An 18,924-nucleotide genomic window follows, 5' to 3' on the forward strand; every position below is an offset into this window, starting at 1 on the left:
CTTGTTTCCAGCGTCGGCTTCTCCTATGCTCGCGAACCCGACAAGGAGACAAGCCATGATCAAGGTCAGTGTGATGTACCCCAACACCCCCGGCGCGCGCTTCGATCACGAGTACTACCGCGACAAGCACATGCCGCTGCTCAAGGCCCGGATGGGCGATGCCTGCAAGTCTTACACGATCGACAAGGGCATCGCCGGCGGCGCACCGGGCCAGCCGGCGACCTATATCGGCATGTGCCACGTCTTCTGCGACTCCGTGGAGTCCTTTCAGTCCGCCTTCGGGCCGCATGCGAAGGAGATCCTGGGAGATATCGCGAACTACACCGACCTCCAGCCGGTGATGCAGATCAGCGAAGTGGTGGTGGGCTGAGCCTGCCGCCAGGGCTCACACGAGCACCGTCTCGATCTCCGTCTTGACCTCGGTCATCAGGCGGTGCAGCGGACACTTGCCCGCGACGCGCAGCAGTTCGGCACGCTGCTCGTCGCTCAGGTTGCCCGTCACGCGCAGAGAGGTCTTGAGCCGATAGGTTCCCTTGCGCTCCTCGCTGTCATCGCGATCCACCACGACTTCGATGTCCTCGACCGGGATGCCCTTGCGCTGTGCATAGACCAGCACCGTCAGCGCCTTGCAGGCTCCCAGCGATGAATCGTAAAGATCGTGCGGCGATGGCCCCGCATCCTTGCCGCCGGCCTCCGGCGACGTATCGACCGCGATCTCGTGCGTGCGGACCTTCACGGTGTGACGGGTGGCGGTGATGCTGTCGCGTCGGACGGTGATGCTCATGGAAGTCTCCTTTGAAATAGGTTGGGGTCAGGCAACGCCGCCGTAGCGCTCGGTGCGGATGATGCCCGCGGGCAATGATGCAGCGAGCAGCCCCGTGCTCACCGCCTCCACGAAGCGGTTGGCGCCACAGACAAACACGTGCCGCGGCGTCTGTCGCCAGCCGGCGAGGATCTCGCGGATGGATGCGGCGTCCAGCCTTCGATGCAAGTCGCCCACGCGGCGCTCCGGGCCGCGCGTGGTCGTGGCAATGAAGCGGAAGTCCGCGTGGCGTGCTTCGAGATCGATCAGCTCGTCGCGAAACGCCAGTTCTTCCCAGGTGCGCGCCGAATAGACCAGAAGCAGCGGCACCTTGGTCCGCTCGCGCACCCCGTCGCGCACGATCGCCATCAGCGGAGCGATGCCGGAGCCGCCGGCCATCAGCAACACAGGTCCGCCGTCCATCGCGCGCCAGATGAAATGCCCGCCGAGCGGTCCTCGGACGTCGATGGTGTCGCCAGCGCGCGCCACTTCGTGGAAATAGGGCGAGACCTCGCCATCGTCGAGCTTCTCGATGAGGAGTTCGATGCTCGCCTCGCCCGGCGCCGACGCGATGGAATAGCTGCGCTGTGCCTCGTAGCCATCGGGCGCGGTCAGCCGGACGTCGAGATGCTGGCCCGCGACATGCCGCGCGACCGGCGCTTTCAGGAAGACGCTGACGGTGCGCGGCGTTGCGCGCACCACCCTCTCGATCTCTGCCTCATGCCAGCGAGATGGCATGGCTTCGCCGACGGTCATGGGTCGTCCGAATAGCGCTGCTGCCGCCAGGGGTCGCCACGCATGTGATAGCCGCGCAGTTCCCAGAAGCCCGCCTCGTCCCGCTGTGTGAAACGCAGGCCCTTGATCCACTTGGCGCTCTTCCAGAAGTAGAGGTGCGGCACCAGCAGTCGCGCCGGACCGCCATGCTCCGCGTCCAGCGGCTGGCCGTCGAAGTGGGTCGCGACCATCGCGCGGCCGTCCAGGAGATCGGCCGCCGGCACATTGGTGTCGTAGTCGTCGTGCGAGAGCGCCAGCAGGTAGGCCGTCGGCGGCGCGACGCCCGCTGCGGCGAGCAGGTCGTCGATGCTCACGCCTTCCCACGTGGTGTCGAACCTGGACCACTTGGTGACGCAATGAATGTCGCCCTGCCAGACGGTGCGAGGCAGCGCCGAGAACTCCGCCCAGTTCCAAGTCGCCAGGGGGCGCGGCCCATCGCTCAAGGTGAAGCGCCAGGACGAGAGACCGACTCGCGGGGTCGGGCCCTTGGCCAGCACCGGAAAGTCGTCGGTCTCGAACTGGCCGGGCGGCAGGCGGCGCGCAAAGGCTGCCGTCGGTCGACGTCCTGTGAATCCACGCGTTGCCATCGGGCACTCCTGATGATTGCGCTCGATGGTAGCGCCGGCCGCCCAAGCCCGGCAGCGTCGGGGGGCCGGACTCCCGCTACCTCTTCAGGCTGCCTGCGCCAGCGGCACGACGCGCATGCCACGGTGCACCTCGGCCTCGCCGTGCTTCGCCAGCAGCTGCATCAGGTGCTTGCGGATCAGCATGCCGGGCCGGTCGGATTCCATCGAATACTCGACGCCTCGCCGACGCGTGTCGACCAGCGCATCAGGGTCGGTCGATTCGAGGATGTCCTTGTCCTCGCGGGTGATCTCCTCGTCGAAGTCGATCAGCATCTGCGCCGCGCAGTCGGTCTCGGTGTCGTTGCGGAACAGCCATTGGCAAAGCTGCATGCGACCGTCGTCGATGGGCGTGAAGCAGTTGATGATGATGTGGCGGATGCCCGAGGGGTATTCGATGTCGAGCCGGCGCGAGAAAGGCAGGAAGTAGGCGTTGCGCATGTGGCGCGTGGTGATCGGATCGGTCACGCCGCTGATCGCATGGAACTTGGCCGGGTTGACCGCTTCGATCACCGTCTCGGCATGGAAGCCGCTCTCGTTTTCCACCAGTTCGTACTTGCTCGGCTTGGGGCTCGCCGCCACGCCGAAGGTCGCGCGGTGCACGAAGCTGAAGTGCGAGTTGTCGAAGGAATTCTCCAGCGCGCGCATCGGGCTGGTCTGCCATTCTTCGTAGAACTGGTGGATGGTGCGGTAGGCCGGATCGGCGAACTCGGGAATCTCGGGGATCTCGGCGACGGGCTCCTCCAACGCTACCCATGCATAGCCGTAGCGCGCGGTGCAGTGGTAGGCCGTGGTCTTGTAGTCGGGCGAGATCTTGCGATCGGGCTCGTACTGAGGAATGCGGATCACCTGCCCGCTGCGATCGTAGGTCCAGCCGTGATAGCCGCACTGGATCGCGCCTTGCCCGCAGGTCTTTCCCTCCCCATCGACGCACCAGCCCTTCGAGAGCCGGGCGGTGCGGTGGCAGCAGCGGTCTCGCAGCGCGGCGGGCTGGCCTTCGGCATCCAGGAAGAGAACGATGTTCTCGCCGAGCAGCGTGAATGGCTTGGGGCCCTGCTGCAGATCGGCAAGAGGCATGACGGCATGCCAGAACTTGCGGAAGACGGGTTGTTGCGTGACGAGCATGAAAAAGACTCCTTCGGGTGTGCGTGGGGACGACCATGAAAGAGCAATTTCCCGCCGGTGGTGTGTCCGGCTGAACGCTTCTACTCTGCGCCAGCGTTGATGCAAGTTGCGCGCCTGGATTGTCCCGCGATGCCGGTGCGCAAGGCAAGAAGCGCGGCCACATCCCGAGCAATTCACCTTGGCATGCGTCGTGCATGAAGGAGCCCAAGAGTAGAAGCGTTCAGCAGCGCACGCACCGCATGAGTGCGCCGCCCGGAAATTGCTCTTGAAGTGCCCGCCGAAGCGGCGGGGCGTTCAAGTTCCACGATTTTCCGGAGATGACTTCCCATGCAACGCCGTACCTTCCTCGCCTCCGGCGCAGCCAGCGCCGCCGCCCTTGCCGCTCCCAGCGTCTTCGCACAGGGCGCAGCCAAGCTGACGCCCATCAAATTCACGCTCGACTTCCGCATCAACGGACAGACAGCGCCCTTCTTCCTCGCGGAGAGCAAGGGCTATTACAAGGACGAGGGTCTGGAAGTCACGATCGACACAGGGGCGGGTTCGGTCGCCTCGATCACGCGCATTGCGAGCGGCGTGTACCAACTGGGCCTGGGCGACATCAGCTCGCTCATCGAGTTCAACGCCCAGAATCCGGGCACGCCGGTGGTGCAGGCGGTCTACCAGTACTACAACCGCGCACCGTTCGTGATCATCGGCCGCAAGGACCGCGGCGTCACCGGTGAATTCAAGAGCCTGCAGGGCAAGAAGGTCGCCGCCGCAGCGGTGGAGTCGACGCGGCGCGCCTGGCCCATGGTGGCGCGCAAGCAAGGCATGAAGCCCGACGCATTCCAGTGGCAGACCACCGATTTCAGCGCTCGCGACAACGTGATGGTGCGCGGCGACGTCGATGCCGCCACCTACTTCCACGACTCGGCCGTGTCGCTCTTCGCGCGCATGAAGAGCGACGAGCTTGCGGTGCTCAAGTATTCGGATGCCGGCGTGAATCTGTATGGCAACGCGATCCTTGCGAGCAGCAACCTGATCGCACAGAACCCGAAGGCGGTGGCCGCCTTCCTGCGCGCGACCAACCGAGCCATCGTCGAGACCTTTGCGAACCCTGCACCCAGCATCGCCGCAATGCGTCAACGCGAACCCATCCTGGACCCCAAGGTGGAGTTGGACCGCTGGAACATCACCGCGCAGTACGTCGGCGCCGCCGACACGCGCGCGCACGGCCTGGGCGACATCAGGAAGCTCACGCTGGAGCAACAGGTCGACGAGGTGGCCGAGGTCTTCAGCCTCAAGACCAAGCCCTCTGCAGACGCGATATTCAACAGCTCGATGCTGCCCGCGCGCAGTGAACGTAGCATCAAGGCATGAGCTCCAATCCTCCTGCAGACGCCTTTCCCCCGGAAACCCAGCTCGACGAACGCGACGGCCGTTATCTCCGCAAGGCGATCGTTTGGTCGCACGCGGGGCGCCGGCGCGGCAACCGCCCTTTCGGCGCGGTGGTGGTGTCGGCCGTCGGCGAAGTGCTGGCGGAGGCCTACTGCAACACGGCGGAGACGGGCGACGTCACAGGCCATGCCGAGACCAATGCGGTGCGCATGCTGGCCGATCGCAAGCTGTCCCGCGACGAACTGGCCAGCGCGACGATCTATTCGTCGGGCGAGCCCTGCGTGATGTGCGCGGGCGCGATCTTCTGGTCGGGCATCGGCCGCGTGGTGTTCGGCATCGACGCCGAGCGGCTGCGCCTGTTTCGGGGCGAGCGCGGCGACCAACGCGACGCCGAGCTGTCGTGCCGCGACGTGTTCCGCTCGTCCCCGCATCCGATCGAATGCATCGGGCCAGCGCTGATCGACGAGGCCAGTGCGGCGCATGTGGGGGCGTGGAAGACCTGAGGCCGCTGCACGGCGACTCCCGAACGGGATCGTTTAACCTGCTGCGTTGAACATCTGATACCCGCTCGGCATGAAATCCAAAGTGCAATTCCGCCTGCGCATCTACCGGGACGACAGCATCGCCATCGGCCCCGGGAAGATCGCGCTGCTCGAGGCCATCGCCGAGACCGGCTCGATCTCGGCCGCCGGCCGCCAGCTCGGCATGTCGTACCGGCGCGCCTGGATGCTGATCGACGAGATGAACAAGGCGCTCAGCTCGCCTGCCGTGAGCACGGCCGCCGGCGGCTCGCATGGCGGGGGCACCGCGCTGACGGCCGTCGGCGAGCAGATCGTCAAGCACTACCGTGCGATCGAGAGCACCGCGAGAGTCGCCACGGCGGCGGACATCACGGCATTGACCCGGCTCCTGGCGCAATGACCATCCACTGCAGTCCCATCGGCGTCGTCCATAGCCGATTCACCGAATCCACCGGGATGCCGATCCAGACGGCCGGTGCCCCCGACGAGCCCGGCAGGGTCGAGGTCTTTCCGGAATTCGCGGCCGGGCTCCGGGACATCGAAGGCTTCGAGTACCTCATCCTGCTGACCCACATGCACCGTTGCACGAACGAACTGCTGGAGGTCGTGCCCTTCCTCGACACCGAATCCCATGGCGTCTTCGCCACGCGCGCGCCGGCGCGACCCAACCGGATCGGAATGTCGATCGTTCGGCTGCAATCCGTCGACGGTCTCATGCTGCATTTCACCGGCAACGACATGCTCGACCAGACGCCGATCCTGGACATCAAGCCCTACTTGCCGCGGTTCGACGTGCGCAGCACCGGGCGCGTCGGCTGGTTCGCATCCCGGCTCGATCAATTGCCCCAGGTTCGGTCGGACGATCGGATGGAGTGATGGCGCCCGCCCAGGCGGCGCACGCTGGTTGACGCTGTATCCGCAAGGATATGGAGAGGTCCAGGCTTTCAGGCTGATCCTGCCAAGCCAAATCGCGGCCATGTGTAACAATGGCGTCATTCCCCCATGAACACAACGACGTCACTCCTCGCCTCGATGGACTGGTCACCCCTGTTCCTGTCGATCAAGGTCGCCGCCTTCGCCACCGTGCTGGCGCTGGTGGCCGGCGTGGCGCTGGGCTGGTTGTTCGCCCGCAAGCAGTTTCCCGGTTCGGGGGTTCTCGAATCGCTGTTCATGCTGCCGCTGGTGCTGCCGCCGACAGTCATCGGCTACGCGATCCTCGTGGCCGCGGGCCGGCGCAGCCCGCTGGGCGGCTGGCTGCGCGAACACTTCGACTACACCATCATCTTCAGCTGGCACGGCGCGGTGGTGGCCTCGGCCGTGGTGGCGCTGCCGCTGGTGCTGAAGTCCGCGAGTGCCGCCTTCGAAGGGGTCGACCGATCGCTCGAAGCAGCGGCCAGCACCTTGCGCCAGTCGCCCTTCTCCATCTTCCTGCGCGTGACCCTGCCGCTGGCCTGGCCGGGCATCCTGGCCGGCACGCTGCTCGCCTTCGCGCGCGCCATGGGGGAGTTCGGCGCTTCGCTCATGGTGGCGGGCTCGATCCCGAAGCAGACCCAGACGCTGTCGATGGCGATCTACGACGCCGCGCAGGCCGGCAACGACGACCTGGCGCTGGTGCTGGTGATCGTGACCTCCCTGCTGTCCATCACCGTGCTGGTTCTGTCGAACCGGTTCTTCTCCCTTCGCTGATTCACTGATTTCAAGGAGACACAGCATGCGCATGTCCCGTCTTGCCTCCATCGTCCTCGCCCTGGCCATGCCCTTGAGTGCTGCCGCGCAGCAGATCACCATCTCGGCCGCTGCGAGCCTGACGGATGCGTTCAAGGAACTCGGCGCGAAGTTCGAGGCAGGCAAGCCCGGCGCGACGGTGCGGTTCAACTTCGCCGCCTCGGGTGTGCTGCTCCAGCAGATCAGCCAGGGTGCGCCAGTGGATGTCTTCGCCAGCGCCGACCAGGAAACCATGAACCGCGCCGCCGAACAGAAGCTGATCGACCCCGCCACGCGCAAGGACTTCGTGACCAACAGCCTCGTGCTGATCGAGCCCGCCAAGGATGGCCCCGGCCTGAAGGCGCTGCAGGACCTGACAGGCCCTTCCGTCAAGAAGATCGCGATCGGCAAGACCGCCACGGTGCCGGTGGGCCGCTACACCAAGGAAGTGCTGGACGGCGCCAATCTCTGGACCGCGCTTGAGCCCAAGTTCGTCCAGGCCGACAGCGTGCGCCAGGTGCTCGACTACGTCGGCCGCGGCGAGGCCGAGGCCGGATTCGTGTACCGTACGGACGCAGCCATCATGGGAGACAAGGTGAAAGTCGTGCTCACGCCGTCGGGCCACACGCCCGTGACTTATCCGATCGCGGTCGTCGCCGACAGCAAGGAAAAGGCGCTGGCCCGTGACTTCGTCGCTTTCCTGTCGACCGATGCGGCGCAGCAGACCTTGGCGCGTTTCGGCTTCGGCAAACCGTGATCGATGTCGACCTTCAACTGACGGTCACCGACGGCGCACGGCGCTTCGACCTCGCGGCGCAATTCGCGACCGATGTTCCCTTTGCGGCACTCTACGGCCCCTCCGGTGCCGGCAAATCGCTGACTTTCCAGGCCATCGCCGGCCTCCTCCATCCCTCGCGAGGGCATGTGCGGCTCGACGGACGCACGTTGTTCGACTCCGCCCGGCGCATCGACGTGCCGGCGCCCGAGCGCCGGATCGGCTACCTGTTCCAGAACTACGCGCTGTTTCCGCATCTTTCGGTGCGCGACAACGTCGCATTCGGGCTGACCTCGTGGCGCCATCGGCACCTGTCCAGGGAGGACAGCGATCGGGTCGATGCATTGCTCCATGGCTTCGACCTCACTGCCATGGCCCAAAGCCGGCCACGAACTCTCTCCGGCGGCCAGCAGCAGCGCGTCGCGCTGGCTCGTGCGCTCGCCTGCCGCCCGCAGGTGCTGCTGCTGGACGAGCCCTTCGCTGCGCTCAATCCGATGCTGCGGAGCGCCGTTCGCGAGGATCTGGCGAAGATGCGCCGCGAGTGGGGTATTCCCGTGCTGATGATCACGCACGACATCGACGACGTGCTCGAACTGGCCGACGTCGCGTTCGTCTACCAGGCCGGCCAGGTCGTGCGTGAAGTCAACCTGCGCGATGGCATCAGTCGTGACCTCGCGGCGCAAAGGCTGGGGGTCTCCTCCCTCCGGGAAGAGACGCCGCTGCGAGGAAAGCTGCGTCGCCTCCTGAAGGGCGAATGAGGATGCGCCGGGGCGCCTGGTCTGTGTATGCAGTCCGAGTGCCTACACTTCAGCCATGCCATGGCACGCGCAACTCGACCTCGACTACCAACTGGAACAACAACGCAGCGTTGCACGCTTTCGCCACGACGGCCCGCTGCGCATCCTGCAAAGCCTCTACCCTGAAGGCGACGCGGTGTGCCACAACGTGCTGGTGCATCCACCGGGCGGCCTGGTCGGCGGCGACACGCTGGACATCCGCGTGCACGCGAAGGCCGGCAGCCACGGCCTGATCACCACGCCGGGTGCCAGCCGCTTCTATCGCTCCGACGGCGAGCTGGCGCTGCAACGCACCGAACTGACCGTCGACACCGGCGCACGTCTCGAATGGCTGCCGCTCGAGGCAATCTGCTACAGCGGCTGCCGCGCTGAAAACCGGCTGACCCTGCGCGTCGCCGAAGGCGCGGAGCTGATCGCCTGGGACGTGACCGCCCTCGGCCTGCCCCATGCCGGCAAGCCCTTCGAGCTCGGCACCCTGCAGCAGCACATCGAGGTACCGGGCGTGTGGCTGGAGCGCGGGCGCATCGATGCCGCCGATCACCGGCTGCTGCAGAGCCCGGTCGGTTTCGCAGGCCACCGCTGCATCGCGTCGATCTTCCTCGTGGCCGGCTCGCCGCTCGACCGGGCACGTCGCGATGCCGCACTCGACATGGCGCGTTCGCTGATCGACGCCCATGCGCTGCACGAGAGCGCTGGCGCGACCAGCCCGCACGCGGAAATCATCGTGGTGCGCGCGCTGGCGCCCGTGGTCGAGCCCGCCATGCACCTGCTGCGCCAGGTGTGGATGGCGTGGCGCTCCGAACTGTGGAAGCTGCCCGCCCAGGCGCCGCGGATCTGGTCGATGTAGCTATCGGGACGACCAAGCCATGAGCCCCGCGCGCAGCGACATCCCGGCCCGCCTGGACCGCCTGCCGTGGTCGCGCTGGCACTGGCGCGTGGTGATCGCACTCGGCGTGGCCTGGGTGCTCGACGGCCTGGAGGTGACGCTGGTCGGATCGATCGGCGGCGTGCTGGAGCGGCCGGACACGCTGGGCCTGAATGCCGCGCAGATCGGCTGGTCGGGCTCGCTCTACATCGGCGGGGCGGTGATCGGCGCACTGGTGTTCGGCCGGCTTGCCGACCGGCTGGGCCGCAAGAAGCTCTTTCTCATCACGCTGGCGGTCTATGCGCTGGCGACACTGGCCACGGCCTTCTCGCCCAACTTCGCCTTCTTTGCGCTGTGCCGCTTCGCGACCGGGCTGGGCATCGGCGGTGAATACGCCGCCATCAACTCGGCCATTGACGAGTTGATTCCGGCACGGGTGCGCGGGCGCGTGAACCTCGCCATCAACGGCAGCTTCTGGATCGGCGCCGCACTGGGTGCCGGGCTGAGTCTCTGGCTGCTGGACCCGCGCGTGCTGGGGCCCGTCCTGGGTTGGCGCGTGGGATTCGCGCTCGGCGCGATGCTGGCGGTGGCGATCCTGCTCGTGCGGCGCGATGTGCCCGAAAGCCCGCGCTGGCTGATCGCGCATGGCCGGGCCGACGAAGCCGAGCGCATCGTGCAGCGCATCGAAGCGGAAGTGGTTGCGCAGCACGGCGCACTGCCCAACGCCATCGGTCATGTGACATTCGGCAGTCGCGCCAGCCCCGGCTGGCGCGAAGTGGCGCAGGTCCTCTTGCGGCGCTACCCGCAGCGCAGCATGGTCGCGCTGGCGTTGATGATCTCGCAGGCCTTCTTCTACAACGCAATCTTCTTCACCTATGCGTTGGTGCTGACACGTTTCCACGGCGTGCCCGAGGGCAAGGTAGCTCTCTACATCTTTCCGTTCGCTCTCGGCAATGTGCTGGGCCCATTGCTGCTGGGTCCCTTGTTCGACCGGGTGGGCCGGCGCCGGATGATCGCGCTGACCTACGTGCTGTCGGGCGTTGGCCTTGCATTGACCGGATGGGCCTTCATGCAGGGTTGGCTCGATGCGCGCAGCCAGGCATTGTGCTGGTCGGCGGTGTTCTTCCTTGCATCGGCGGCGGCGAGCTCGGCCTATCTCACGGTGAGCGAAGTGTTCCCGCTCGAGATGCGCGCCATTGCGATTTCGATCTTCTATGCGGTAGGCACGGGCGCCGGCGGCTTCGTGGCACCGGTGCTGTTCGGCGCGCTGATCGAGACTGGCAGCCGCGGCGCGGTGGCCGTGGGCTACGCGATCGGCGCGGCGCTGGTCATCGTCGCGGGCTTGCTCGCGCTGCGCTATGCAGTGAACGCCGAGCGCAAGCCGCTGGAGGAAGTGGCGCCGCCGCTCGGATCGGATACCTGAAAGCGCACCGCCCGCCGAACGCAGTCAATGCTCCGTGGTCGGGTGCCCCGCAGCGACCCATGCCTCGAGCCCGCCCAACAGCGGACGCGCGCGCTTCATCCCCCGCGCCGCGAGCGCCTGCGCAGCCAGCGCGGCCGATACTTCGTTGGGGCAACTGCAGTACAGGATGATTTCGCGATCCTCGCCGTCGAAGGGCAACAGGGACCGCCGCTGCTGGATATCCTTGAGCGACACCGGCAATGCGCCCGGGATGCGCCGCGGATCAACCTGCACGCCCGCATCACCCCGCACGTCGATGACGATGGGCGGGGCTTCGCCGGTCATCAAGGTCTGGAGTTCACCGACCGTGACGCGGGGCATGCCGGTCAGCCGCAGGAAGGCCCGCCGCCGCCGGTAGCGCACGATCAGCATCGCAGCCAGCACCACCACCAGCGCGACGGTCGCCACACTGCCTGCGTCCGCCAGCACATCCAGCACGGCCTGGATCTCATCGCGGAACAGCCAGCCCAGCCCCAGGAACACCGCAACCCACAACAACGCGCCCGCCACCTCGAAAACCAGGAAGCGCAACGACGACATGCCGAGCGCGCCGGCCATCGGCGGCGCCACCACCGACACGCCCGGCACGAACTTGGCTGCCACGAGCGACATGCCGCCCCAGCGGCCGATCAGCGTCTCGCTGCGGCGCACACACGAATCCGGAGAGATCGAGATCCTGCACAGCAGCCTCATGAAACGGTAGCCATGGGCGCGCCCGGCGTAGAACCAGATGCCGTCGCCCAGCACGTTCGCAAGCACTGCGGACGCCGGCACAGGCAGCCCGACGCGCGCCGCGAACGTGGCCAGGAAAACCACCGGAATGGCGTGGACGACCACGAGAGCCATCAGCTCTTGCACGCGATGCTCCCGGTCGGCAATGGACGGCGACATGTCGAGAGCGGGCGCATGGGATCCCTCGGGCGGTGAAAACCCCGAGCGTAGCGCCAGCCACACGGCAGTGCAGCCCAACCTCAGTGTGCGTCGACCGCCACCCGCGCCGTCATGTACGGATGCACCGAGCAGACGTACTCGTACACGCCAGGCTTCGCGAAAGTGCGGCTGAAGCCCTGGCCCGGCAGCATCAGGTCCATGCCACGAGCGCCATCCGCAAAGGCAATGCCGTGCGGCGCGCCGTCGTTGTTGGTCCACGTCACGCTCTGCCCTGCGGCGATGGCGAGTTGCTCCGGGGCGAAAGCGAAGTTGTCGATGGAAACCTTCGCCGTGGCCCCCGTCCCTGCGCGGTGCTGGGCCGCCACCTTGCGCGGCGCATTGCCGACGGGAATGGTGCTGACCGTGGCACCCGCGAGGTCGACCACGCTGACGTCATTCGATCCCTCGTTGGTCACCAGCACTTTCTTGTGGTCAGGCAGGACATCGACCCAATGCGGCTGCTTGCCCACCGCGATACGGCCGGACGCAACGCGCGTCGCCGGATCGAAGAGCATGAGTTCGCCGGGCCCCTGCACCACGACCACGCCCGCCGTCGTGCCGGCGAAGTGGTGGGCGACATGCGGAGAAACGCCGGTGGGAATCTGCGCGACCATGCGATTCGTGGCGGGGTCGAACACCTGCACCGCGCTCACGCCGGCCAGGGTCACGTAGAGCACCTTGCCGTCAGGGCCGAACTCGAGGTCGCGCGGCGTCTTCTCGACCGGCACGCTGGCCGTAACCGCCCGCGTCGGGAGGTCGATCACCACCAGCGCGAAATTCCCCGGCGCCTGCGAGGAGACGTAGGCCTGCTTGCCGTCGGGCCGGATCGCGATGGTGTGCGGCTTGGGGACCGGCACCGTTGCACTCACCGCACGGGTGGCCGTGTCGACGAAGGCCACGCGGTCATCCCCGTTGACGGCCACCAGCAGCCAGCGGCCGTCGGGCGTGGTCGCAAGGCCCTGTGGCCCCCTGCCGACCTCGACCGTGGAGGACACCTGATCGCTGGCCGTGTCGATGACGCTGAGGCTCGATGCGCTCGACCCGCTCACGAAGACCTGGGTGTCGTCACGCGCGACGGCGATGCCGTCGGGCCCCGCGGCCACGGGCACCGTGGCGATCACGCGCGAGGCGGCGGTGTCGATCACGCTGACCGTGTTGTCCTTGAAGTTCCCGACGTAGGCCTTCGGCCCCGCGGCCCAGGCCGGCGTGGCGAGAAACAGCGCCGCGATCGCAGGCGCAAGAATCGAATGAAGCTTCATGAGCGCACTCCCGAGTGGGTGGAGAAGGAACAGAATCGCCATGACGCATGACGGACCGGGCCTGCCGGCTATTCCCGATCGAGCGAAGCGAATGGCGGAATAAAGCGCGTCGCCCGCCCGTCATGCAGGGGAAGGAATCCGTTGAACGACCGCACCCGTCGATTCGAGGCTGCCGCCTTGCCGCACCTGCCCGCCGCGTACAACCTCGCGCGCTGGCTGCTGCGCGACGACCGGCAGGCCGAGGACGCGGTGCAGGAGGCCTGTCTGCGCGCCTTTCGCTTCTTTGACGACCTGCGCGGCGAGGACGCGAGGCCCTGGCTGCTGGGCATCGTGCGCAACGCCTGCTACGACTGGATGCGCCAGCATCGCCATCTGGCGGACCAGGTGGAATTCGACGAGCTGCGCGACAGCGGGATCGACGAGCCCGGCATCGGATCGAACCCGCCAGGCGGCGGCGACCCGGCCGCACTTTGGGAACAACGTGCGCGCGGCCAGCGCGTCGATGCGGCGATCGAATCGTTGGCACCGGCTTTTCGTGAAGTGATCGTGCTGCGGGAGCTGGAGGACCTGTCGTACGAGGACATCGCGCGTATCGCGGGCATTCCCATCGGCACGGTGATGTCGCGCCTGTCGCGCGCCCGGGCCCTGTTGCGTGCCGCACTGCATGCGGAAGCGCCGCGCGCGCAGGTTGGAGGAAAGCGTGATGCAAGCACCTGACGACGACCGACTCGGGCGCCTGATCCGGCGCGAAGCGACCCGGCATGCGCCGCCCCCTGCCCTGGCCGAGCGCATCCTCGCCGACTTGCGCAAGGCGGGCGTGGGGGAACCTGTCCGTCCGCCGCATCGCCCGCCCGCGTGGCGCTGGCTTCAGGCGATCGCACTGTTTGGTGCGGGTGCCGCCACCGCCTGGAGCATTGCGCTGAGTCTGCTGGTGATGCCGGCACAGGACGTCATGAGCGAGTCCGTCGCAGACAGTCATGTGCGGTCCTTGATGGGATCGCACCTTGCCGACGTGCTGTCGTCCGACCGTCATACGGTCAAGCCCTGGTTTGCCGGCAAGCTCGACTTCTCGCCGCCGGTGGTCGACCTCGCGGCGGAGGGCCTGCCGCTCGTCGGCGCGCGACTCGACTACATCGGCGGCCGGTCGGTCGCCGCGCTGGTCTATCGCTCAGGTCAGCACGTCATCAACCTGTTCGTATGGCCGGCATCGGCGGACAAATCGGCAGCGCCCCGCCTGCTCGCGAGACGCGGGTACAACCTCGTGCACTGGACCCAGGGCGGCATGCAGGCCTGGGCTGTTTCGGACCTGAATGCGTCCGAACTGCAAGCCTTCGCCACCCTGACGCGTAAGCGAATGGCCGCCTCAGATCCCGCCCCCCCCTAAGTCCGCCCCAACTCCAGAAATACCGCAGCGCCGGCTCCGTCGGGCTGCCGGTATTGCCCCCGGCAGGGGGTAGGCGGCCACACGAAGTGGGCAAGCCTGGGGGCGAGCTAGATAGCCACCAACTGGCGCACGCCCTGGGCTTCCATGTCCTTGCCGAGCCCGCGCGCGATGACTTCGCCGCGCTCCATCACGAGGTAGTCGTCCGCCAGTTCCTGCGCGAAGTCGTAGTACTGCTCGCACAGCACGATCGCCATGTCGCCGCGGTCGGCGAGCATGCGGATCACGCGGCCGATGTCCTTGATGATGCTGGGCTGGATGCCTTCGGTCGGCTCGTCCAGGATCAGCAGCTTGGGCTTGGGCGCCAATGCGCGCGCGATGGCCAGTTGCTGCTGCTGGCCGCCGGAGAGGTCGCCGCCGCGCCGGTTCAGCATCTGCTTGAGCACCGGGAACAGCTCATAAAGCTCCGGCGGGATGGGCGTGCTGCCGGACTTGTAGGCGAGGCCCATGCGCAGGTTTTCCTCGACGGTAAGGCGCGCGAAAATCTCGCGACCCTGCGGGACGAAGCCCATGCCGGCGCGGGCCCGTTCGTAGGGCGTCCTTTTCTGGACAGGGGCGCCATCGAATTCGATGCTGCCGCTCTTGATCGGGACCAGTCCCATCAGGGACTTGAGCAGGGTGGTCTTGCCCACGCCGTTGCGGCCGAGGAGGACGGTGACCTTGCCCAGCCGCGCCTCGAAGCTCACGTCGCGGAGGATGTGGGAACCGCCGTAGTACTGGTGGATATTCTTTACGCTCAGCATGCGATCCTCAACGTCCGAGATAAACCTCGATGACCCGCTCATCCGCCTGGACCTCATCCAGTGTCCCCTGAGCCAGCACAGCCCCGTCACACAGCACAGTGACGATCTCCGAGATGGTCCGGATGAAGCTCATATCGTGCTCCACCACCATCAGCGAGTGCTTGCCCTTCAGCGAAAGAAACAGTTCGGCCGTCCGCGCGGTTTCCTCGTCGGTCATGCCCGCAACCGGCTCGTCGAGCAACAGCAGCTTCGGGTCCTGCATCAGCAGCATCCCGATTTCCAGCCACTGCTTCTGCCCATGGCTCAGATTGCCCGCCAGGCGCAGCACGCTGCCTTCCAGATGAATCGTGTGCAGCACCTCCGCCAATCGGTCGCACTGCGCCGAATCCAGCTTGAAGAGCATCGACGCTTTCACGCCCTTGTCCGTCTTCAGTGCCAGTTCGAGGTTCTCGAACACGGTGAGATGCTCGAACACCGTCGGCTTCTGGAACTTGCGTCCGATGCCGAGCTGCGCGATCTCGGCTTCCTTGTGGCGCAGCAGGTCGATGGTGCTGCCGAAGAAGACTGTCCCTTCGTCGGGCCGCGTCTTGCCGGTGATGATGTCCATCATCGTGGTCTTGCCGGCGCCGTTGGGTCCGATGATGCAACGCAACTCGCCCGGTGCGATGTCGAGCGAGAGCTTGTTGATCGCCTTGAAGCCGTCGAAGCTCACGCTCACGTCTTCGAGGTAGAGGATGCGGCCGTGCGTCGTGTCGACCTCGCCGGCCGTCATGTGCCGGCCGTAGCCCGCCGAGCGGCCACCCGACTCGGTCTGCAGCGCGTGGTCGAAGGCGATGTGCCTGGCGACGCGTTCCGCGCCGGCGTCCATCAGGTCGGGGGTCATGCGCGGGCTCCCTTCGGTTCGACGGCAAGGGGTGGGGTGAGTGCAGCGGGCTCGACGCCCTGCTCCGCCGCCATGGCGCGCTGCACCTCGCGGCGGCCTTCGCTCGGCGCGGCCTTCTCCCTCGTCGCCCATTTCTTGACGAGGCCGACGATGCCGTTGGGCAGGAACAGCGTCACGGCAATGAACAGTGCTCCGAGGAAGTACAGCCAGTACTCAGGATAGGCCACGGTGAGCCAGCTCTTGGCCCCGTTGACGATGAAGGCGCCGATGATCGGCCCGATCAGGGTCGCGCGGCCGCCGACCGCCGCCCAGATCGCGATCTCGATCGAGTTGGCCGCGCTCATCTCGCCCGGGTTGATGATGCCGACCTGCGGCACGTAGAGCGCGCCGGCCACGCCGCACATGATGGCCGAGATGACCCAGATGGTGAGCTTGTAGCCCAGCGGGTTGTAGCCCGAGAACATCACGCGCGACTCGGCATCGCGAATCGCCTGCAGCACGCGGCCGAACTTGCTGCCTATCAGCCACCTGGAGAACAGAAAGAAGCCGAGAAGCGTGAGGCCGGTGAGTACGAAGAGCGTCATGCGCATCTCCTGCGTCGCCAGCGGAATGCCCAGGATGCGCTTGAAATCCGTAAAGCCGTTGTTGCCACCGAAGCCGGTCTCGTTGCGGAAGAAGAGCAGCATCGCCGCGAAGGTCATGGCCTGTGTGATGATCGAGAAGTAGACCCCCTTGATGCGCGAGCGGAAGGCAAAGAAGCCGAACACGAAGGCGATCAGGCCCGGCACGGCGACGATCAGGACCAGCGTGGCGATGAAGCTGTCGCTGAAGGTCCAGTGCCAGGGCAGCGTCTTCCAGTCGAGGAACACCATGAAGTCCGGCAGGTCGCTCTTGTAGTTGCCGTCGCGGCCGATCTGGCGCATGAGGTACATGCCCATCATGTAGCCGCCGAGTGCGAAGAAGAGGCCGTGGCCCAGCGAGAGGATGCCGGTGTAGCCCCAGATCAGGTCCATGGCCAGCGCGCAGATGGCGTAGCACATGATCTTGCCGACCAGCGCGACGGCGTAGTCGCTCATGTGCAGCGCGCTGCCGGTGGGCACCACGATGTTGAGCACCGGCGCCAGCGCGCACAACACGATCAGCACGACGAAGAAGGTGGTCCAGCCCTTGCCGCTGAGCAGCGGGCCCTTGGTGGGAAGTACGACCTTGCTCATGCTTCTGCGCTCCGGCCCTTGACGGCGAAGATGCCCTGTGGCCGCTTCTGGATAAAGATGATGATGAAGACGAGCACCGCGATCTTCGCGAGCACCGCGCCGGCCCAGCCTTCGATGAACTTGTTCAGGATGCCGAGGCCCATCGCCGCATACACCGTGCCCGCGAGCTGGCCGACGCCGCCCATCACGACCACCATGAACGAATCGACGATGTAGCTCTGGCCCAGGTCAGGCCCGACATTGCCGATCTGCGAGAGCGCGCAACCAGCGAGCCCCGCAATGCCGGAGCCCAGCGCGAAAGCGTAGGTGTCGATGCGCGCGGTGTTGACGCCCATGCACGATGCGATCGGACGGTTCTGCGTGACGCCCCGAACGAAGAGACCGAGACGCGTGCGCCCGATCAGCCACCCCATCGCGAGCAGCACCAGGCCCGCGAAGATGATGATGCAGATGCGGTTCCAGGGCAGCGTCACGTTGCTCAGCATGGTGAAGCCGCCGCTCATCCAGGCGGGGTTCTCGACGCCGACGTTCTGCGCACCGAAGAGCGACCGCACCAGCTGCTGCAGCATCAGGCTGATGCCCCAGGTTGCGAGCAGCGTTTCGAGCGGCCGGCCGTAGAGGAAGCGGATCACGCCGCGTTCGAGCACGGCCCCAACCAGGGCCGAAGCGAGGAAGGCAACCGGAATCGCCGCGACCAGGTACCACCCGAAGGCCGACTCCGGAAAGTAGCGCTGGAAGATGCCCTGCATCACATAGGTCGCATAGGCCCCGATCATCATCAGCTCGCCGTGCGCCATGTTGATCACGCCCATCAGCCCGTAGGTGATGGCCAGACCGAGTGCAGCCAGAAGCAGCACCGAGCCGAGGCTGATGCCGCTGAAGATCGCGTTGATGCGGTCGCCCCACACGAGCGAGCCGTCGATGCTGCTGATCGACGCAACGATGGCCGCCTTGACGTCCGCCTCGGTCTCGTCGGCAAGCCGCTGATTGAGCAGCAGCTTGGTATCCGGACTGCGGCTCTCGCCAAGTTCCTTGGCCGCAACGAGCCGCTTGCCCTTGTCCGCACTGCTGAGCATGCTGGCGGCCCGCACCAGTTCGAGTTGCGCCTTGATCTTCGGGTTGGTCTCGGCGGCGAGCGCCTTCTCGACCATCGGGAGCCGCGATTCGTCGGGTTCCTTGAACAGCGCCTGCGCCGCTTCGGCGCGCACTGCGTCGTCCTTGCTCGTGAGCTTGAGCGCAGCCTGCGCGGCATCGAGTGCGCCACGCATCATGTTGTTGTTGACCACGTCCTCCGCATCGTCGGGCAGTTTCAGCACCGCGCCGGTGACCGGGTCGTAGGCCTTGTCGTCCTTGATGACGAACACTTTGTCTTCAGTGAACTTGACCGCATCGTCCGACATCGCCTTGATGAAGGCGGCGGTCTTCTCGTCAGCCGTCGCAACGGCCTTGTTGAGCGCCGCGATGCGGGCTTCGGATTCGCCCGAAGCGATGGCCTTCGCCTCGTCGGCCGTCAGCGCATGGGCTGAGATATTCGCCAGCAGCAAGAATGCCGCAGCACAGGAGTAGATAAGACGCATAGATGTGTGACGGTCGTTCTCAGCTTCCAGAAACACCGCGGGCCGGCTCTGC

The 18,924-nt window shown here is 66.4% G+C and carries 22 protein-coding genes; 12 read left to right on the forward strand and 10 right to left on the reverse strand.

Going from position 1 to position 18,924, the window contains the following annotated elements:
- Positions 1–55 precede the first annotated feature (55 nt).
- Complete coding sequence (locus tag QTH97_RS15495) at positions 56–370, forward strand: EthD family reductase (RefSeq protein ID WP_286569156.1); 315 nt, start codon at positions 56–58, stop codon at positions 368–370.
- Positions 371–385: 15 nt separating this feature from the next.
- On the opposite strand, the gene QTH97_RS15500 is transcribed toward QTH97_RS15495, so the two are convergent.
- The 4 genes from QTH97_RS15500 to QTH97_RS15515 form a co-directional block, all read right to left on the reverse strand.
- Positions 386–784 carry an OsmC family protein gene (locus QTH97_RS15500; protein ID WP_286569157.1) on the reverse strand — a complete coding sequence of 133 codons (399 nt, stop codon included), beginning with the start codon at positions 782–784 and terminating at the stop codon, positions 386–388.
- A gap of 27 nt (positions 785–811) precedes the next feature.
- A complete protein-coding gene (locus QTH97_RS15505; RefSeq protein ID WP_286569158.1) occupies positions 812–1,558 on the reverse strand; it encodes an FAD-binding oxidoreductase in 747 nt (248 codons plus the stop codon).
- Complete coding sequence (locus tag QTH97_RS15510) at positions 1,555–2,163, reverse strand: sulfite oxidase-like oxidoreductase (protein ID WP_286569159.1); 609 nt, start codon at positions 2,161–2,163, stop codon at positions 1,555–1,557. The genes QTH97_RS15505 and QTH97_RS15510 overlap by 4 nt, the downstream gene beginning before the upstream one ends.
- A gap of 84 nt (positions 2,164–2,247) precedes the next feature.
- On the reverse strand, positions 2,248–3,324 hold the full coding sequence (locus QTH97_RS15515; RefSeq protein ID WP_286569160.1) for an aromatic ring-hydroxylating dioxygenase subunit alpha: 1,077 nt from the start codon (positions 3,322–3,324) through the stop codon (positions 2,248–2,250).
- A 327-nt stretch (positions 3,325–3,651) separates the two neighbouring features.
- Between QTH97_RS15515 and QTH97_RS15520 the strand changes: the two genes are divergently transcribed.
- The 9 genes from QTH97_RS15520 (at position 3,652) to QTH97_RS15560 (ending at position 10,786) form a co-directional block, all read left to right on the forward strand.
- Positions 3,652–4,683, forward strand: coding sequence for an ABC transporter substrate-binding protein (locus QTH97_RS15520; protein ID WP_286569161.1), 1,032 nt, complete (start codon positions 3,652–3,654; stop codon positions 4,681–4,683).
- Positions 4,680–5,204, forward strand: coding sequence for a nucleoside deaminase (locus QTH97_RS15525; RefSeq protein WP_286569163.1), 525 nt, complete (start codon positions 4,680–4,682; stop codon positions 5,202–5,204). The genes QTH97_RS15520 and QTH97_RS15525 overlap by 4 nt, the downstream gene beginning before the upstream one ends.
- A 70-nt stretch (positions 5,205–5,274) precedes the next feature.
- Complete coding sequence (locus tag QTH97_RS15530) at positions 5,275–5,622, forward strand: winged helix-turn-helix domain-containing protein (RefSeq protein ID WP_286569164.1); 348 nt, start codon at positions 5,275–5,277, stop codon at positions 5,620–5,622.
- Positions 5,619–6,098 (forward strand): tRNA (N6-threonylcarbamoyladenosine(37)-N6)-methyltransferase TrmO, encoded by a 480-nt coding sequence (tsaA, locus tag QTH97_RS15535; RefSeq protein ID WP_286569165.1) that lies wholly within the window; start codon positions 5,619–5,621, stop codon positions 6,096–6,098. The genes QTH97_RS15530 and tsaA overlap by 4 nt, the downstream gene beginning before the upstream one ends.
- A gap of 126 nt (positions 6,099–6,224) precedes the next feature.
- Positions 6,225–6,908: a molybdate ABC transporter permease subunit gene (modB, locus tag QTH97_RS15540; protein WP_286569166.1), complete on the forward strand. Its 684-nt coding sequence runs from the start codon at positions 6,225–6,227 to the stop codon at positions 6,906–6,908.
- Positions 6,909–6,933: 25 nt separating this feature from the next.
- A complete protein-coding gene (gene modA / locus QTH97_RS15545) occupies positions 6,934–7,683 on the forward strand; it encodes a molybdate ABC transporter substrate-binding protein (protein WP_286569167.1) in 750 nt (249 codons plus the stop codon).
- Positions 7,680–8,459 (forward strand): ABC transporter ATP-binding protein, encoded by a 780-nt coding sequence (locus QTH97_RS15550; RefSeq protein WP_286569168.1) that lies wholly within the window; start codon positions 7,680–7,682, stop codon positions 8,457–8,459. The genes modA and QTH97_RS15550 overlap by 4 nt, the downstream gene beginning before the upstream one ends.
- A gap of 55 nt (positions 8,460–8,514) precedes the next feature.
- Positions 8,515–9,345: an urease accessory protein UreD gene (locus tag QTH97_RS15555; RefSeq protein ID WP_286569170.1), complete on the forward strand. Its 831-nt coding sequence runs from the start codon at positions 8,515–8,517 to the stop codon at positions 9,343–9,345.
- Between the two features lie 19 nt (positions 9,346–9,364).
- Positions 9,365–10,786, forward strand: coding sequence for an MFS transporter (locus QTH97_RS15560; protein WP_286569171.1), 1,422 nt, complete (start codon positions 9,365–9,367; stop codon positions 10,784–10,786).
- 24 nt (positions 10,787–10,810) lie between these two features.
- On the opposite strand, the gene QTH97_RS15565 is transcribed toward QTH97_RS15560, so the two are convergent.
- Positions 10,811–11,716 carry a rhodanese-like domain-containing protein gene (locus QTH97_RS15565; RefSeq protein WP_286569172.1) on the reverse strand — a complete coding sequence of 302 codons (906 nt, stop codon included), beginning with the start codon at positions 11,714–11,716 and terminating at the stop codon, positions 10,811–10,813.
- A gap of 80 nt (positions 11,717–11,796) precedes the next feature.
- Positions 11,797–13,014 carry a YVTN family beta-propeller repeat protein gene (locus QTH97_RS15570; protein WP_286569173.1) on the reverse strand — a complete coding sequence of 406 codons (1,218 nt, stop codon included), beginning with the start codon at positions 13,012–13,014 and terminating at the stop codon, positions 11,797–11,799.
- A 141-nt stretch (positions 13,015–13,155) separates the two neighbouring features.
- Between QTH97_RS15570 and QTH97_RS15575 the strand changes: the two genes are divergently transcribed.
- Both QTH97_RS15575 and QTH97_RS15580 read left to right on the forward strand, forming a co-directional pair.
- The gene (locus tag QTH97_RS15575; RefSeq protein WP_286569174.1) at positions 13,156–13,731 is read left to right on the forward strand and encodes a sigma-70 family RNA polymerase sigma factor; all 576 of its coding nucleotides are present in this window, start codon (positions 13,156–13,158) and stop codon (positions 13,729–13,731) included.
- A complete protein-coding gene (locus tag QTH97_RS15580) occupies positions 13,718–14,398 on the forward strand; it encodes an anti-sigma factor family protein (RefSeq protein ID WP_286569176.1) in 681 nt (226 codons plus the stop codon). The genes QTH97_RS15575 and QTH97_RS15580 overlap by 14 nt, the downstream gene beginning before the upstream one ends.
- A gap of 107 nt (positions 14,399–14,505) precedes the next feature.
- On the opposite strand, the gene urtE is transcribed toward QTH97_RS15580, so the two are convergent.
- The 4 genes from urtE to urtB are packed head-to-tail and all read right to left on the reverse strand — an operon-like array spanning position 14,506 to position 18,872.
- Entirely contained in the window at positions 14,506–15,198 is a 693-nt protein-coding gene (gene urtE / locus QTH97_RS15585; protein ID WP_286569177.1) for an urea ABC transporter ATP-binding subunit UrtE, read from the reverse strand.
- A gap of 7 nt (positions 15,199–15,205) precedes the next feature.
- On the reverse strand, positions 15,206–16,081 hold the full coding sequence (urtD, locus tag QTH97_RS15590) for an urea ABC transporter ATP-binding protein UrtD (protein ID WP_286569178.1): 876 nt from the start codon (positions 16,079–16,081) through the stop codon (positions 15,206–15,208).
- Entirely contained in the window at positions 16,078–17,295 is a 1,218-nt protein-coding gene (gene urtC / locus QTH97_RS15595; protein WP_286569179.1) for an urea ABC transporter permease subunit UrtC, read from the reverse strand. Before urtC ends, urtD begins: the two co-directional genes overlap by 4 nt.
- Positions 17,292–18,872, reverse strand: a complete 1,581-nt coding sequence (urtB, locus tag QTH97_RS15600; RefSeq protein WP_286569181.1) for an urea ABC transporter permease subunit UrtB — start codon at positions 18,870–18,872, stop codon at positions 17,292–17,294. Before urtB ends, urtC begins: the two co-directional genes overlap by 4 nt.
- Positions 18,873–18,924: the final 52 nt, after the last annotated feature.

The organism is Variovorax gracilis (genome assembly GCF_030317115.1).
Lineage (GTDB): Bacteria > Pseudomonadota > Gammaproteobacteria > Burkholderiales > Burkholderiaceae_C > Variovorax > Variovorax gracilis.